Origin of the sequence: Izhakiella australiensis, assembly GCF_002006995.1 — a bacterium.
GTDB classification, from domain to species: Bacteria; Pseudomonadota; Gammaproteobacteria; order Enterobacterales; family Enterobacteriaceae; genus Izhakiella; species Izhakiella australiensis.
The window spans coordinates 347,155-363,743 of sequence record NZ_MRUL01000002.1 but is presented as its reverse complement, the minus strand read 5'-3'; the positions used below and the strand labels follow the sequence as shown (position 1 = coordinate 363,743).

General features: G+C 54.2%; 14 protein-coding genes. 4 read left to right on the top strand and 10 right to left on the bottom strand.

The annotated features are described in order from the left end of the window. Positions 1–14: 14 nt before the first annotated feature. From BTJ39_RS05045 to BTJ39_RS05035, 3 genes are all read left to right on the top strand, one after another. Positions 15–626 carry a response regulator gene (locus tag BTJ39_RS05045; protein ID WP_078001583.1) on the top strand — a complete coding sequence of 204 codons (612 nt, stop codon included), beginning with the start codon at positions 15–17 and terminating at the stop codon, positions 624–626. After that, the gene (locus BTJ39_RS05040; protein ID WP_139356310.1) at positions 623–4,030 is read left to right on the top strand and encodes an ATP-binding protein; all 3,408 of its coding nucleotides are present in this window, start codon (positions 623–625) and stop codon (positions 4,028–4,030) included. Before BTJ39_RS05045 ends, BTJ39_RS05040 begins: the two co-directional genes overlap by 4 nt. A 241-nt stretch (positions 4,031–4,271) precedes the next feature. Then, entirely contained in the window at positions 4,272–5,483 is a 1,212-nt protein-coding gene (locus BTJ39_RS05035; protein ID WP_176110227.1) for a lytic polysaccharide monooxygenase, read from the top strand. 50 nt (positions 5,484–5,533) lie between these two features. On the opposite strand, the gene BTJ39_RS05030 is transcribed toward BTJ39_RS05035, so the two are convergent. The 7 genes from BTJ39_RS05030 to BTJ39_RS05000 form a co-directional block, all read right to left on the bottom strand. Further along, positions 5,534–6,466, bottom strand: a complete 933-nt coding sequence (locus BTJ39_RS05030; protein ID WP_078001580.1) for a carbohydrate kinase family protein — start codon at positions 6,464–6,466, stop codon at positions 5,534–5,536. Continuing rightward, complete coding sequence (locus BTJ39_RS05025) at positions 6,463–7,845, bottom strand: hypothetical protein (RefSeq protein WP_078001579.1); 1,383 nt, start codon at positions 7,843–7,845, stop codon at positions 6,463–6,465. The genes BTJ39_RS05030 and BTJ39_RS05025 overlap by 4 nt, the downstream gene beginning before the upstream one ends. A 71-nt stretch (positions 7,846–7,916) precedes the next feature. Further along, positions 7,917–8,930, bottom strand: coding sequence for an ABC transporter permease subunit (locus tag BTJ39_RS05020; protein ID WP_078001578.1), 1,014 nt, complete (start codon positions 8,928–8,930; stop codon positions 7,917–7,919). Then, on the bottom strand, positions 8,923–10,449 hold the full coding sequence (locus BTJ39_RS05015; protein WP_078001577.1) for a sugar ABC transporter ATP-binding protein: 1,527 nt from the start codon (positions 10,447–10,449) through the stop codon (positions 8,923–8,925). Before BTJ39_RS05015 ends, BTJ39_RS05020 begins: the two co-directional genes overlap by 8 nt. Before the next feature lie 62 nt (positions 10,450–10,511). After that, positions 10,512–11,465: an ABC transporter substrate-binding protein gene (locus tag BTJ39_RS05010; RefSeq protein WP_078001576.1), complete on the bottom strand. Its 954-nt coding sequence runs from the start codon at positions 11,463–11,465 to the stop codon at positions 10,512–10,514. A gap of 175 nt (positions 11,466–11,640) precedes the next feature. Next, positions 11,641–12,672 carry a LacI family DNA-binding transcriptional regulator gene (locus tag BTJ39_RS05005; protein ID WP_078001575.1) on the bottom strand — a complete coding sequence of 344 codons (1,032 nt, stop codon included), beginning with the start codon at positions 12,670–12,672 and terminating at the stop codon, positions 11,641–11,643. Between the two features lie 311 nt (positions 12,673–12,983). After that, complete coding sequence (locus BTJ39_RS05000; protein ID WP_078001574.1) at positions 12,984–13,754, bottom strand: DeoR/GlpR family DNA-binding transcription regulator; 771 nt, start codon at positions 13,752–13,754, stop codon at positions 12,984–12,986. A 244-nt stretch (positions 13,755–13,998) separates the two neighbouring features. On the opposite strand from BTJ39_RS05000, the gene BTJ39_RS04995 reads away from it, so the two are divergent. Next, the gene (locus BTJ39_RS04995; RefSeq protein WP_078001573.1) at positions 13,999–14,382 is read left to right on the top strand and encodes a VOC family protein; all 384 of its coding nucleotides are present in this window, start codon (positions 13,999–14,001) and stop codon (positions 14,380–14,382) included. Positions 14,383–14,487: 105 nt separating this feature from the next. Here BTJ39_RS04995 and hxlB read toward each other — a convergent pair whose 3' ends face one another. From hxlB to rpe, 3 genes are all read right to left on the bottom strand, one after another. Next, complete coding sequence (gene hxlB / locus BTJ39_RS04990; RefSeq protein WP_078001572.1) at positions 14,488–15,048, bottom strand: 6-phospho-3-hexuloisomerase; 561 nt, start codon at positions 15,046–15,048, stop codon at positions 14,488–14,490. A 15-nt stretch (positions 15,049–15,063) separates the two neighbouring features. Then, complete coding sequence (locus BTJ39_RS04985) at positions 15,064–15,816, bottom strand: SDR family NAD(P)-dependent oxidoreductase (protein WP_078001571.1); 753 nt, start codon at positions 15,814–15,816, stop codon at positions 15,064–15,066. Positions 15,817–15,931: 115 nt separating this feature from the next. Further along, on the bottom strand, positions 15,932–16,576 hold the full coding sequence (gene rpe / locus BTJ39_RS04980) for a ribulose-phosphate 3-epimerase (RefSeq protein ID WP_078001570.1): 645 nt from the start codon (positions 16,574–16,576) through the stop codon (positions 15,932–15,934). Between the last annotated feature and the right edge of the window lie 13 nt (positions 16,577–16,589).

Sequence of the window (16,589 nt, the reverse complement as noted above, 5' to 3'; positions counted from 1 at the left end):
TTAAGGGAAGATAAATGCGCAAAACGGTGCTAATAGCTGATGATCATCCGGTGTATTTGTTGGGGTTACGTACTTTATTACAGTCACAGGCGGGCCGGTATGAGGTCATCCATGAAGCAGTCAGTGCCGATGAGCTGGTTGAGAAATTAACCAAACAGCCTGTTGATGTTGTGATAACCGATCTGAGTATGCCCGGCCAACAGCACGCAGATGGCCTGGCGCTGGTGCAGTATGTCAGGCGACGCTGGCCTGATATTGTCGTCATTGTGGTGACCATGATCACCAACCCCGGCATTCAGAATTCGCTATCGCGGCTCGGCGTGCAGGCGATCCTCAATAAAAATAGCCTTTCGGTTGATCTGCTACAAACGATGAAATCGCTTTTCTCGCCGACGGCGCGCAAAGCGACGGTGGTGAAAAATGAGGTTGCGGTCGCGCTGTCGCCAAAGGAAATGGAAGTATTGCGCTTGCTGCTGCGCGGGCTGACGGTGAATGAAATTAGCGCCCACCTGAAGCGTACCAAGCAAACGGTTAGCGCCCAAAAAAGTAGCGCGATGCGTAAGTTGGGCGTGACTTCAGAATTTGAGCTTTACCAGTACGCGCAGCAGTTAGGGTTAAACAGTTGACGCAAAGAAAAATACAGCAAGCCGGTCGTGCCGTCCGGCGGCTCTCTTTGTTATGGCTACTGTTGCCGTTCAGCGTCTGTCTGCATGCTGAGGATAAAATTGGCATTCTTAGCCATAGCGCGCCTTTTTCTGCCAACGCATCGGGGCGCAGCGTGCTGGCCGATGATGCCGCCCTGCTCTGGCAGGGGGAGACGCAGACGCCTGAGCTGATTCACTACGCCTCGAAGGATGAAGCGTTACAAGCGCTTTCGCAGGGAAAAATCCACAGTTTGATCGCCGCAGGGGATTTTGCCGATGCCGGTTTGAAGGCAAGCGCGCCGCTAATGACGTTTCGGCTGTGCCTGCTGGGGACGCAAAGCGTTCAGCAGCCGCTGCTGGTGCTGCCAGAAATTCCCGACACGCTGCGGGCGCAGTTCAGAAGCCAATCGCAAAAGCTCCTGGAGGGTGACAGCTCGCTCTATGATGACCTGCGCCGCATGACGCGTAATGAAGCCAGCGGCGTTGTGGCACCCTGTTTTATGGTCAATCAATTTATGCTGCGGGTGCCAATTTCCTCTCTGCCACACTCGGTGATGCCTGATCTTCAACCTATGTACTATCGGGCCTGGGTGCCAGCCTCCAATCAGCCGCTGCTGGACGACATTAATCGCCGCATCAGCCGCCTTGATAAGCGGGATGTGCGCGGACTTGAGCAGCGCTGGGGCCTGCCGACCGGCAGCGTTACCGATCAGCGTACCTGGATGGACGGGTCGATTATCCGTCCTTTGACGCTGCGAATTGCGCTGGTGGGCGAGCATCCGCCGCTGGTGATCGCCGACGAAGATAATGACATCAGCGGGGTGTGGCGCGATTTGCTGAACACCTTTTTCCCGCCCTCGATTTTTTCCATGCAGATAACGCGCGTTGCCAGTAAACAGCAGGCTGAGCAGCTGCTCAGACGAGGAAGCGTCGACCTGGTCATGGGCGATACTGCACCGGTAACAGAGGGATATCAGGGGGTGATTTTCGATCATCAGGTGCAGGGATTAGTGAGTCTGAGTAGCGACCCGCTGAGCGGCAATCTCACCTCGCTCCGCCATAAGCGGCTGGTTATCGTGCGTGATTCACCGCTGATGCCGCTGTTGAAACAGCGTTTGCCCGCCGAAGGCGTTCTGCAGGTCGATAATATTACTCAGGGACTGGCGCTGATTGAGGCCGGGGGCGCGGAAGGGATGATAGCGGACGCCTTCAGCCTGAATTATGAACTTCAGCGCCGTGATAACGACAAGCTGATTTTACGCGGCGTTGATTTACCCGAGCTTCCCCTGTGGTTTGTGCTGCCACGGGGCAACTCCCCGCTCTATCAGCGGCTAAGCGATATTCTGGAGGGAATAACCGTCGCGGATATTCAGAGCAGTAAAAGTCGCTGGCTGGCAAGCGGAGATAACGGCGACAATAGCCGGGTATCGCTCTGGGTCGAACTGCTGGCGATGATTACCTTGTTTGCCGTGATTTTGACCATCGCGATTATCGCCAGACACTTTATCCGCCAGCGGCAAAGCGAACAGACCCACCGCCAGCTTAATGACGCCTTAAGACTATGGCAGGCGCTGCTGAACAGCGCGCCGGTGCCGCAGTTTATCTGCGATCCTGCCGGGCGCGTGGTGCGCTTTAATCAAGCGTTTGCCGAGGCATCTATCGTCCCGCCGGGGATCGTAGCCGGCACCTTGCTGCCAGACCAGACCGGACACCCGCTAGCCGAATGGCTCAGCCTGCCGACGCGCATCGCCGCGCTAAATAGTGCGGAGCCTTTTGTCGATGAAGTGACCGTTGAGCATCAGTCGCATAGCGTGACGCTGTTTCGCTGGCTGGCGCGCTATACCGACAGCGAGGGGATCCCCCAGGGGATGGTGGGGGGCTGGATAGACATCAGCGATAAAGCGGCGCTGGAAAGCGCGCTGAACCGTTCGCTGATGCTGGCGGAGAAAGCCAGTGAAGAAAAATCACAGTTCCTGGCGCGCATGAGTCACGATATCCGCACGCCGTTGAATGTACTCCTGGGACTGCTGGATATCGAAAGGGAAACCCATTCCTCGCTGGAACTGGCCTGGCAGGCCGCCACCACGCTGCGCGACCTGGTCGGCGATATTCTCGACCTGTCACGCATTGAGGCCGGTGAGCTGCTGTTGCAGCCTGACAGCCATAACCTGAGCCAGATTTTGCAGGCTAGTGAGGCCATCTTCGCCAGCAGCGCCCGCAGCAAGGGACTGGAATGGCACTCTGATGTTCAGATCCCCCCTTCGCTGTTTTGCCGCTTTGACCACGTACGCTTCAATCAGATCGTTGCCAACCTGCTGGGTAATGCCATCAAATACACCACAGAAGGGAGTGTTACCCTGCAGGCGCGCTATCAGCATGAGCAGCTGAGCGTCGCGGTGATCGATACCGGTATCGGTATTCCCCCCGAACGGCAGGAGAGTATTTTCCAGCCCTGGTTTCAGCTTGATGCCACAACACCATACAGCAGCGGGCTTGGTCTGGCGATTTGTAAGCAGCTTATTACCCTGATGGCAGGGACGCTGGAAATCGTCAGTGAACCGGGTAAGGGGACCCGGGTGTTGGTTACCTTGCCGCTGGAAACGGCTCAGCCGCCGGTAACGGAAAACCTCAGCGCTGAAAATCTCAGCGGTAAAACCGGCTACCACGTGCTGTTAGTGGACGATTTCCCGGCTAATCTGACGGTGATGAGCATGCAGCTGGGCCGTCTGGGCCATCAGGTGACCGCCTGCGCAACGCCCGGCGAGACGCTGGAATATCTACGCCATAATCAGCCGGATATTCTTATCACCGACAGTCAGATGCCGGAAATGGACGGTTACCGGCTGGTGGAGCAGGTTATCCTGCGCGGACTTAGCGGCGAACTGCACTGCCCGACGCTGCTGCTCGGTTGTACCGCCAACGCGCTGCGGCGCGAAGAGGAGCGGGCGCGCGACGCGGGTATGGATGCGTTGCTACGCAAACCGCTCAGCGAAAGCCGGCTCCAGCAGGCTCTTTCACGCTTTCCTCAGGTCGCAAGTGATGTGCCAGACCTGCAGGAAATTCAGGCAATGGCCGGACAGCAAAGCGAGATGGTGACGCTGATGTTGCAGCAGCTGAAGCAGGCGCTGGACGAAGACTTACAGCAGCTCGATCCTGTCCGACCTGAAGCGGAAAATCTGGCGCGCATCGCGCATCGGTTAAAAGCGTCATGGAGTTTGTTGCGTTTGCACCGGGCGGAGCGATTCTGCCAGATTATAGAAAAATTACCCGATTTGCTGGCTGCGGGTGATATTCAGCAACATGAATTAACACCGCTGGTGACGCGATTCATTGCCGAAATGCGACGCTATCAGCGGCTGCTCCTCGATGGACATCCGGCCTCTTAATACTGCCCGCGCGAATACTGCCGCGGGCATTCTCCATGCGGGAAACTTTCTGAGTTTGCTGTAGAAATTCCTTATGCCCTTCCTGCGCTAAATCAAACACTATCATTCCGTCTGGTGAGCAATAGAAAAGTAAGCCGGATAGGTTTGCTGAATACCCTGAAGTCCTGTTAAACACCTCAGTTATTTTTCAGCATTAATATTGTTTTTTTGAATGTCATATATTTCAGACATCAGAGGTTGTATGAGAATTAATAAAGTTGCAGTAGCCGTTGCTACGCTGCTGGTGAGTACCGCTGCCTGGTCCCATGGGTTTGTGATGGACCCGCCTGCGCGTGCGCTGTTGTGTAAAAATGTCTCTCAGGCACTGCCGGGCTATGCCGGTGAGCTGAATAAAGGCTGTGGCAATATTCAGTATGAGCCGCAGAGCCTTGAAGCGCCGAAGGGCTATCCGGCTGATGGTCCTAAAGACGGGCAAATCGCCAGTGCCAACCAGACTCGCGGTGGCGAAATGGATGCTACCGGCATGAATCGCTGGGTGAAAACCGATATTTCAGCGGGCAAACACCAGTTTAAGTGGTTCTTCACCGCGCCGCATCCGACGACAAAATATGAGTATTTCATTACTAAAAATAACTGGAATCCTAACCAGCCGCTGACGCGCGCCAGCTTTGAAACTAAACCATTCTGTACTATCCAGGAAAATGGTGGTCGTCCGGGCGTTGGCGCCTCGGTTGTTCATACCTGTGATGTTCCGGAGCGTGAAGGCTATCAGGAAATTCTGGCTGTCTGGACGGTAAATGACACCTCCAACGCCTTTTATAATGTTATCGACGTAGAGTTCGCCGGCCATAATAGCGGCGACAGCGACGTTACGCCGCCGGACAACAATCCGACGCCGCCGAATGATGACACTACGCCGCCGGACAACAATCCGACCCCGCCGGATAACGGGGGTGACGGCGCTCATGCCGCACCGGTGATCCATCTTTTACAGGATCATATTGTGGTGCAGAAAATGCCTCATTCCGCTGGCTATGCGATCAACGCTTCAGCAACCACTGGCGCTGAAAAGTTCAAATGGGAAGTTGTTGAAAACTACGGTCCATTCCAGCTGCAGGAAAAACAGGCCGCGCCGACTTATCGTAAACTGGAAGGCAAAACCCTGCACACCGTGCGCGCATGGGTTCGTGCTGACATTACCGGTAAGGCTAAATATCGCCTGACCGTAAGCAACAGCCATGGCGAGTCGGTTAAATACGTTACCGTTGAAGTAAAAGACAGCAATAACGGCGGCACTCAGCCGGGCGTTGCAGACTTTACGCCAGGCAAGGTTTACAAAATCGGCGACAAAGTCAGCTATAAAGGCCAGACTTATCGCTGCCTGAATAACCACACCGGCGCTGCGCACTGGAACCCGGAAGAAGCGCACTCTCTGTGGCAAAAAACCGCATAACGGTCTGTTGATCTAAATTAAATAGCGGCCTCCCCAGGGAGGCCGTTTTTTCAATTTAAGGCCAATAGCTCCGCTTTCCACGGCGGGTTGGCGCCCGCCCGCGATACGGTAATTGCTGCCGCACGGCTACCAAGCGTCACGGCTTCGCGCAGCTGCGAAAGGGTTATCTCAGCCAGCGCGCTTTTGCTCAGTATGCCTTGCTGATGCAGACTGGCCAGAATACCGGCGTTGACGGTATCGCCGGCAGCGACCGTATCCACCACGTCGACGCTGGTGGCGGGAATATGCAGTTTTCCTTGCGCAGTCCAGGCGTCCGCACCCTGGGCTCCACGCGTCACTACCACGATTTTCACCCCCTGACGCAGCCAGCGCGCCACCGTTTCATCGGCGTCACACTGTTCGTCGAACCAGGCAAGATCTTCGTCAGAGAGTTTGACAATGTCCGCCAGCAATAGCATGCGCTGCATGCGCGCCAGGTGTTTTTCACGGTCGTGAATAAATACGGCGCGAATATTGGGATCCAGAAAGATGACCCGCCGTGAAGCCTCGCGCGTCATCAAGGATTCATAAACGCTGCCGCAGGGTTCGGCGATCAGGCTGATGCAGCCAAAAAGAAGCGCCTGCACGCTGTCGCTGAGCGCTGGAAGGTCCTGCGGTGATAACATGCGCCCGGCGCTGTTTTCATCATAAAAGGTATAGTTTGCCTGTCCGTCAACCAGGCGAACAAAAGCCAGAGTGGTTGGCAAAGGCGTATGGGTTGAGAAGGTGTAATCCACGCCGGATGCCGCCAGCGTGGTGCGCAGCATCGTGCCCATAAAGTCAGCGGATAGCCCGGAGAAAAGCCCCGCCGGCAGACCCAGGCGACCAAGGGCGATAGCGGTGTTAAATGCCGAGCCGCCAACGCAGGGGGCAAATGTCAGCTGGTTATCGGCTCCCTGACGCGGGAGCATATCAATCAGCGCTTCGCCGCAGCAGATAATCATGGTGTATCTCCCTGCCGGGGGCCGGATACCACGGTAACGTGCGGCGCGGTTTCCAGCGCGTCGGCCATCTGCGTCCAGTGAGCGGCAAACTGGCCGTAAGCGGTTTTTATCGTCACGCCGACCGGGAGTTCCGGGCATTCGTTTTCGCCATTGGTTCCCCAGTTAACCCAGCCGGACTGGCGGCGTTGTACAATCTGGAAGGCGCCGGACGGCTGCGATGTCCACCATACCATCGCCCGACCGCTGGCTGAGTCATATTCAACGGTCTTACTGGCCGGGCCGGGAAAAATCGTTTCGTGCGCCAGCGTCGAAACTTCTACCGGACTGGCTGACAGCTGCCATTGGCGTTGGTTGAGGTCGGCTCTGATATGCGCGCGGGCGCGAACCTGCGCCAGCCGTTGGCGCAGTTCATCTTCATCAAGCACCTGCTCCCAGGCGCTGAACATCCGCCAGTAAAGATCCCAGTGTGCCGCGGCCATATCGCTGAGCTGCGCGCGGAATTCGGCAAATTTAGCACTTTGATTCGCCGAATGAGCAACGGTGCTACCGACCATGGTCACCAGTTCTTCTGCGTAGGGATCGCCTGCGCGGTAACGGGTGCCGCCATAGGCTTCGAAGCGGTCAAACAGTAATTTACCCACGCCGCTTTCAAACTCATCGCCAACGGTAATTTTGTTGGTGACAGCACGTCCGTTAATTACCGTCTGGAAATCATCCACCTGATACTGGCGCTGGAACCACGGGGTTTGCCAGCTAAATTTCCAGTCGATGGTGAAATGTTTGCCGCGCAGTTCCGCTAATAAGCCATCGGGGATGGTGCCGCGCATCCGGTAGTGGTGCAAAACCGGGCCTTGTTCGAGGACGTCGATCTCGACGATGGTATGCTCGGGTGGATTAATCAGGCCGTTTTCCGGGGTAAAGAAGGGGCCGTAGAAGCCACCGATGGCATTATTGCCTGAGGGTAATAATTCGACCTGATCCTGCAAATGTCTGAAGTGACGAATTCCCCACTTAGAAGCGCCCACTCCCTTAGCCGTGCCGCGGCAAAGCTCAAGATCAAACTGACCGGTATGCAAACGGGCGAAGCAATCGGCTTCTTTACCCTCCAGCAGGCTGATGCCTTCAAGCTGCGCAATTTCGTCGTCACGACATGCCCGGTCAAGGGTGAAGTGCAGCTCGCCGCTAAAGCTGACGCTGGCGACAAAACGGCTGGCGCCGCTGTGGGTTTCATGGTTCAGCTTCTGACAAAGAATGCGTCGACCTTCGGGGGTCAATGCCCACCATAAATCACCTTCCAGCGCCTCAGGGATGGAAAAAATCACCGGTTCGTGCTGCCGTTGCCCGGCCAACGGATCGGTGACCGTAATCAGGTATGACATAGATTGTCTCCATAAAAAAGCGTACAAAGCCCGCCGCCTGTGGGCGGGCCGGAATCAGACTGGACAGGGGCTCACGACGATGGCGGCGTTTCGCTGCGGCGCCAGAAAGTAAACAACTCAGGGTGCTGTTTAAGGCCGTCAATGGCGACCGCAAGGATGATGACGATCCCTTTCACCAGCAGCTGAGTGAAGAAGGGGACATTTAGCAAAATCAGGCCGGTGCTCAGTACGCCAAGAATGACCGAACCAATCAAGGTGCCGATAATGCGCCCGCGTCCGCCTGCCAGGCTGGTGCCTCCCAGTACCACGGCGGCAATCGCATCCAGCTCGTAGCCGGTTCCGGCAGTAGGCTGGGCAGAGATAACCCGCGCGGCGAAGATAATCCCCGCAAGGCCCGCGCAAATGCCGGCAATCATATACACCGAGGCAATAATACGATTAACCCGCACCCCGGCCAGTCGGGCCGCGTGGGCATTACCGCCAACGGCGTAGATGTGACGGCCGTAGCGCGTGCGCTCAAGGACAAACCACGCCAGGATATAGACCACCGCCATAATAATCACCGGCACGGGGACGCCCAGCAGGTAGCCATTGCCGAGTTCGCGAAAGCTGAGGCTGCTGGAAACGATCGGCTGTCCTTCGGTGATGGTATAGGCCAGCCCGCGCAGAAAAGTCATGGTGCCAAGCGTGACGATAAACGGCGCCAGCGCCAGCCAGGCAGACAGCGCCCCGCTGACCAGCCCGCAAAGGGCGCCGACGCCAATGCCCGCGAGAATTGCCAGCGGTGCCGGAATGCCGGTCATGGCCGTTACCACTGAAACAACCCCGGATACCGCGACAATCGATCCGACCGACAAATCAATCCCGCCGGTTAAAATAACAAACGTCATACCGGCCGCCAGAATGGCGTTGACTGAAATGGAGCGGGCGATATTGAGTAAGTTATCTACCCGGTTAAAGTTGGGGGCAAAAACCGACATCAGAATCAGCAAAACCAGCAGAACAATCAGGATGCCCACCCGATCCCACCATTTTGCCAAATCAAACGGCGTTTTTGCGGGCGTATCTGACAGTGACTTACTCATGATGTTCTCCTGAATGGCTGGAAAAGGTTCCCGTGGCGTGCAGCATCACTTCTTCCTCTGTGGTCGAAGCGGATATAAGTTCATGGACGATTTGACCTTGACGCATTACCAGCAGGCGATCGCTGATGCCGATGGCTTCAGGCAGATCTGATGAGATCACCAGAATTGCTTTTCCGCTACGCGCCAGCGCATCGATGAGTTCATAGATTTCCCGCTTTGCTCCGATGTCGACGCCGCGGGTGGGCTCATCGAGGATCAAAATGCGTGAATCACGCAGCAGCCAGCGGGCCAGTACCGCTTTCTGCTGGTTGCCGCCTGATAAGGCTTTGACGGGCAGGGCGATAGCGTTTTGCCGCAAACGCAGGCGCTGCATCTGGGCCAGCACTGCGCTACGCACGCGCTTACGCTTCACCACGCCGCTGGCGACGTAGCGGTCCAGCGAACTGATATCAATGTTGTGCTCTACGCTATGTTCGGCAAACAGCCCCTGGGTTTTACGGTCTTCGCTTACCATTCCAATCCCGGCGGCAATCGCCGCCGCAGGATCGGCCAGACGGGTGGGTTTACCGCTGATGGAAATCTGGCCGTGGGTTTGCCGGTCGGCACCAAACAGCAGCCGGGCGACCTCGGTACGCCCCGAACCCACCAGCCCGGCCATGCATACCACTTCGCCGGCGCGGACCTGAAAGCTCACCGGACCGGTATGCTTGCTGGTCAGCGCGTTGACATCCAGCATAATATCGCCGGGCGTGCGCCGCTGATGCTGATAAAGATCGTCAATCTGGCGGCCAACCATCATGCGCACCACATCGGCAGTGGAGATATTTTCCCGCGCTTCAGTGCCAATGTAGGTACCGTCACGAAAGACCGTCACCCGGTCGGCAAGACGCCATACCTCCTCCATGCGGTGAGAGATATAAACCATGCCGACCCCTGTCTCCTTCATCTGATCGATAATGCGATACAGCGCCAGCGTTTCCGCACGGGACAGCGCCGCAGTCGGCTCATCGAGCACCAGCACGCGCGCCTGTTCACTTACCGCACGGGCAATTTCGACCATCTGCTGATGACCAATACTCAGCGACCCCAGCGGCAGACGCGGGTCAATGTCAGCGTGAATGCGGTCGAGCTTCAGCCTGGCTTCGTGATACATCCGGCGTCTGTCCAGCACGCCGGCAAATAAAACCGGCTCCTGACCAAGAAAAAGATTTTCCGCAACGGTCATTTCCGGCACCGTATTCAGCTCCTGATGAATAATGGCGATGCCATATTTACGGGCGTCACGCGGTGAGCGGATATCGATTTCCTCGCCGTCTATCAGGATCCGTCCGCTGTCGCGCTGTTCGTTGCCAGAGAGAATTTTCATCAGCGTGGATTTACCCGCGCCGTTTTCACCCATTAAGGCATGGACTTCACCGGCGCGCAGGTCGAAACGTACATCATTCAGGGCCTGGGTTGCGCCATAGCGCTTTGAGATACTTTCCAGCTGGAGCAGCGTGGGTTCTCGGTTTTCTGTCATGGTCGTGGCTCCACGGAATAAACGTAGTGTCCGTTCCGTTCAGATTCTCTCAGCGCTTTTGTTTACCAGCCTGCATAGCTGTTCACGTTGTCGCGGCTGACCAGCACGCTGGGAATCAATATGGTGCGGGAGGTAATGGGTTTGTTGGCGGCAATATCCTGAGCCAGCTTAATGGCCTGACGTACCATCTCGCCGGGGTTTTGCGTTGCCGTACCAATAAACGGCGAGCCTGAGCGCTTCAGCTCATCGACAGCTTCAGGACTGCCGTCGACGCCGGTTACTTTAATTGCGCTGGCTTTTCCTGCCTGCTCAACAGCCAGCACGGCGCCGAGGGCTGAAGGATCGTTCATACCAAAAATCCCGCTCACATCAGGATGTGCAGTTAACATATCGGTGGTTACCATCAGCCCGGTACCCCGGTCATTACGTGATGCCTGTTGCCCAACGATATGGATATCCGGGTACTTCGCGGCAACGTTTTTACAGCCTTTTATGCGATCGATAATGGTCTGGATGGGCGTGCCATCAACCAGCAGGACATTGCCTTTGCCGCCCATCTGGCTGAACAGATAGTTACAGGAGGTTTCCCCGGCCTGGATCGCGTTGGTCATGATCGCGGCATCGGCGCCTTTAGCGGGGGTATCAACTGCAATCACAATAATGCCTGCGGCTTTGGCGCGTTCAATCGCCGGTTCAATCCCCGCCTCGTCAACGGCGGAAATAATAATTAAATCCATTTTTTGCTGAATAAAGGCGTCGATCTGGGTGTTCTGGTTGGCCAGATCGACCTGGGCATCCTGGACGTTCAGGCTGGCGCCTATCTCAGCTGCGGTTTTTTTAGCGCTTTTTTCCATGGCAGAGAAGAAAGGGTTCGACATGTCCTGAACCATAAGCCCAATGCGGGCGACTTTTTTGCTGGTATTGTCAGCGGCGCTGGCAGAGGGCACCAGCGCGGGAAGCAGGGTAACCACGCTGGATAACGCGACAGCCAGCCATGTTTTACGGAAGGTATTCATGCAATTCTCCTTTATTCGGATTGCTACATTACGGCACAGTCGGGTAGGGGATATCCTGAGGAATAAGCCCCTGAGATGTTTAATAATCGATGTTTCAGCCGGAATAACCGGCTGATTTTAAGCAATGATAAAGAGCCCTGGTGAGGCGTTGTTTTATGGCATTAATGATTAATTTTTAATTTTTTTGACAACCGCATGACTGGCGAATAACCAGCTGGGCCGGTACACGTATTTGGTAATCAGCCGGATTTTTTGTCTCCTTATCTTTATTTTTAATTATGCGGGTTAACATGTCAGCCGCACGGCGGCCTATTTCCTCGCTGTTTTCATTCAGTACAGTAAGCGGCGGGTTTAATAAGGGCGCCCAGTCAAATTCATCGTAACCGACCACGGCAATATCTGCCGGTATGGTTATTTTTCGGCGCTGTAACTGCTGTAACGCCCCCAGCAATAGGGGGTTGTTACCGGCAATTAACACATCGGGCAGGGTTTGCACCTGGGTCAGATGCTGACCGAGTTTTTCAGAGGCAGAGTGCGCATCGTTATCGGTTTCCAGTAACGTCAGCGTTGCGCCGCACTGACGGGCGCAATCACGAATACCGCGTTCACGATCGAAACGGGTCGTCCAGCGCCCGGGGTAAATTAAAAATAACCAGTTACGATAGCCATGTTCCGCCAGATGATTACCTACCAGCTGGCTGGCATTATAGTTATCTGTCGTGACGCTGGGATAAGGGTGTTCTCCTTGCGGCGGCGAATCGACAAATACTACCGGGATTTCCCATTTTTCCAGCAGTTTTAAATTTTCCGTTTTTAAGGTGACGGTTGAAATAACGCCTGCCATACGCGACTCAATCAGCCGGTTAATCATGCGGTCTTCCTGAGCCGGATCGTAGAGTCCATTAACGGCAATATCGCCTAATACCACCGTCCAGCGTGACGGTTGCAAAACATGCTGGATGCCGGACATTAAATTCAGGTAATAGGAGTTAGATGCGTGCGCGGTGATCACGGCGATCGAGTCGGTACTGGCGCGCCGCAGCTGCTGGGCGGCACGGTTAGCCACATAGCCCAGCTCGCGTGCGGTTTTTATCACCCGTTTACGACTTTCCTCCGAGACACCCTCTCCGCCATTTAAGGCTTTGGAAACGGTAAACATCGAAAGTCCGGTGGCGAGGCTAACATCGCGCATCGTTGCTTTACGCATTTCCCTCTCTCATATCGTTATAGTGAGTTGTCGATAAAGGTTTATTACTGCAACGTTATCTCAACCTAAACGTTTATGACGCTAAACATAAACGTTTAGGTTGGCGCAAACAGTGAGCAATTTCTCGTTTTTAGAATTTGATGTCGGGCTGCGGATCATCGTCGCTATCTGCTAAGTGCTGCGGTGATCATCTGCGGTACGGGGAAGGAGACAGGGAGAGTGCCGCCGCGCTGCGCAGTCTGGCTTCCCGGCGGGATAGCGCAGCGCGTCAGGGCTACCCGAGCCGCCTGAAGAACCCTGAGCGGCGGCTTTCAAATGGTCAGGATAGTGACGTTCTCTGCCGTAAAGGCGTTATAAAAGTCTTTATCAAGCTGTTCTTCAACAATCAGGATGTCTATATCTTCGCAGCGGGCCACTGAAAATCGGGCAATGGCGGGAATTTTTTCTGCGGTCAGGCCGACAATAGTCTGGCTGGATTGCGCGATAACCGCTTTCTTAAACTCACAGTCATCGAAATTAAAGCCGGTAAGTCCGGATTCGGGGCTCATGGCACAGCCGCCAATAAATGCCTGATCGAATAGGATGTTTTTTAACTGCGCTAGTGCGGTAGATCCCACGCAGCCGCCACTGTTTTTTTCAATGCGGCCGCCCAGCATAATGACGTCTATATTGGGATGTTTAAGCAATGAGGCGGCGATATCCGGCGCATTGGTAACCGCAGTCAGAGTGAATGTTTCAGGCAAAGCCAGGGTCATCGCCAAGTTGGTCGTCCCCGCATCAATGAATATGCAGCTTTCATTTTTTATCAGGCTGGCACACTTTTGCGCGATCATGTTCTTTGATGGCTGGTCGTGCTGTTTTCGGATTGCAAAAGTTTGCGCATCAGCAAGCTGCAACACCGCGCCGCCATAGACCTTTTTACAGATACCTTCTTTACTCAGCTCATGGAGATCCCGCCGCACGGTATGCTCTGATACCTGCATTTGTCGTGCGAGGTCGGCACAAATCACCCGCCCCTGATCGCGTAAAATTTGCCGGATGAGGTCTTGCCGCTGTTCCGGGAAAGCTGCATAATCGAGCATTGACTACCTCTTAAATTATCAATTTCGAGCTATAATGAGCATATTCACGCATGGCCGTGGCGTTGTCAATCACGCTGCAATGCTATTTGAGGGGCGATGCCAACCGATGCGCTGTTGCCGTTTGCCGGCGCAGAAAGGGAAGGGGCAGAAACGCCACCCTCCCTGTCTCGCCGTGCCATGGCGCGATGGGTTGGCGCAGTATCATTAACCTGAAACCTGGCCAGAATAAATGACGAGGAAAACCATGAAAATCGCACATGTTGCTTTATGGACGACAAATCTTGAGGCGCAAAAAACCTTCTGGCGTGAGTTTTTTGGTGGGACGTCAAATGAATTGTACATCAGTAAAAACCGACCTGGCTTTCGCTCCTACTTTATCAGCTTATCTGACGGTGCAACGATTGAATTGATGAGCCTCAGCGGGCTGGAAAACGGACCTAACGGGAAAGACGTTACCGGCTGGGCCCACATTGCAATAACCGTAGGCTCCCGACAGCGGGTTGATGATATGGCCAGAAAGGCGGCCGATCGTAAGATATTAGTCAGTGCGGGCCGGGTAAGCGGCGATGGTTATTATGAAGCGGTTATTCGCGATCCGGATGGCAATCTCGTTGAAATAATCAGTTAACCAGCGGCGAGAGCCGGCGCGCATCAAATAAGGCACTTGTGATGTCAGCGACGTCAGCTTCTGCGGCCAATAGTTAACGAGCGCTTTATGCAAGCGCTCTTTCTGCTATTCGAAGTCAGCGTGGCGTTTAAACATGGTTTCGCTGGTTTCATCCAGCTGCTGCATCAATTCAAGCACAATGGCGTCATAGGTAATGAAACAGAGCTGTTCGAAGGCGGAACCCATGGGTTGAGAAAACTGCTCGCGCTGGCGATGGTTTTCCGTTTTGACCGTTCCGGGTAAAACCAGTACGCAGCTGGCCAGTTTGCCGATGGAGGAATCTTTCTTCATGGTAACCAGCCCCACGTCGACCCCGCTTTCGACCGCTTTCTGCGCCAGGCTTTTAAGGCTGGCTGTTTCACCGCTGCCGGAACCAATAATCAACAAATCGCCTGATTTAGTATGAGGTGATGAAATCTCACCCACCACGCTGACCGGGAAGCCGAGATGCAATAAGCGGTTAGCGAATGCGCGGATGGCAATACCACTGCGACCGGCACCTTGCAAAAAAATATGCTTTGCATTGCGGATGCGGGCAATGAAGTTTTGCGCCTGACTGTCGTCGAGCTTCAGTGCATTTTGCTCAAGCTCTCTGAGTATATTTATTGTGTGATCCTGAACGCCCATTTTTTATTCTCCCTGTCAGGCAATAGTTCGGCCGCCGTCCATCAGGATGGTCTGACCCTGAATGTAAGAGTTCGACTTATCTGCAAGGAAGATAGCGAGGTTGGCGACATCCTCAATAGTACCCAGGCGGCGCACTGGAATTTTTTCCAGAACCGCGTCCAGGGCCGCCTGCGTGGGATAGTTCACGCGCATCATTTCGCCGGTATCGATCAGACGCGGCGCGATAGCATTAACGTTAACGCCTTTTGGTCCCAGCTCTTTTGCCAGACCGCGGATCAGCCCTTCGCCGCCCGCTTTACTGGCCGGATAGCTGACACCGCCGCCGGTGCCTGAAAGGGCGGAGCCGGATGAGATATAGACGATGGCGCCCTGGTTGGTCAGAAAATCATCATAGAAGGCTTTTACCGTGTTAAATAAGCCGGTCAGATTAATTGAAATGGTGTGATTCCACTCTTCGAAGGTGATGTCGCTAACTTTGTTGGCGAAGGCAACACCGGCGTTGAGAACCAGAATATCAATTCGCCCGAAGGTTTCGATAACCTTATTGCGTACTTCAACCAGCGCCTGCGGATCGGATACGTCTGTTTTCACAAACAGAGACGTGACATTAGCAAAGGTCAGTTCTTTGGCCGTTTGGATACCGTTCGCTTCGTTGTAATCAACAATGACAGTATGGGCACCGCGTTCAGCGAATTGTCTGGCAATACCTTTACCGATACCGTGCGCCCCCCCGGTGACTAAGGCAACTTTACCTTCAAAATTACTCATCAGCTTGTTCTCCTGAATTTTCGTACAAATGGGGAAGGGGATCTTCCCGCATCGAAAATATGAAACTTCTCAACGCGCCCAATGAAGAGCGCGCGATTTGAACGTAAGACGGAAATTAATGCATTGCAGATTTGAGCGCCTGATAACTTGATTTCGGGTTGTCGTTAAATAACGCGCCGCCGACAACAATTAAATCAGCACCTGCGTCCTGAACTTTTTTCGCTATCTCCAGGTTTACCCCGCCGTCAACTTCAATCTGAATATTGCGTCCTGCAATTAATTTTCTGGTATTTCTTATTTTTTCCAGGCTTTTTTCAATAAATTGCTGTCCCGGCTGGCCTGGATTAATAGTCATAATCAGAATGTAGTCAATGTCATCCAGCAGATATTCCAGCACGTTTTCTGGCGTGCCGGGGTTGATGACAACGCCAGCCTTACGGCCGGCCTTTTTAATTTTCTGCAAAACGAAATGCACGTGCGGCGTTGATTCATAATGCACTGAAATCATCTCTGCCCCGGTGTTAATAACTGCATCGATATGTCTTTCCGGGTTTGCCAGCATCATATGCACATCAAATACCATTTTGCTGGCTTTTTTCATCGCGGAGATTTGGTTGGGACCAAATGCAATATTACTCACATAGGTTCCGTCCATTAAATCAACGTGCAATATTTCAGTGTTTTCTTCTTCTAAAAAACGGATCTCATCTTGCAGGCGTAAAATATTGGCGCCGAAAATTGAAGGTAAAATCTGTGCCATGGTAAGCAAACCT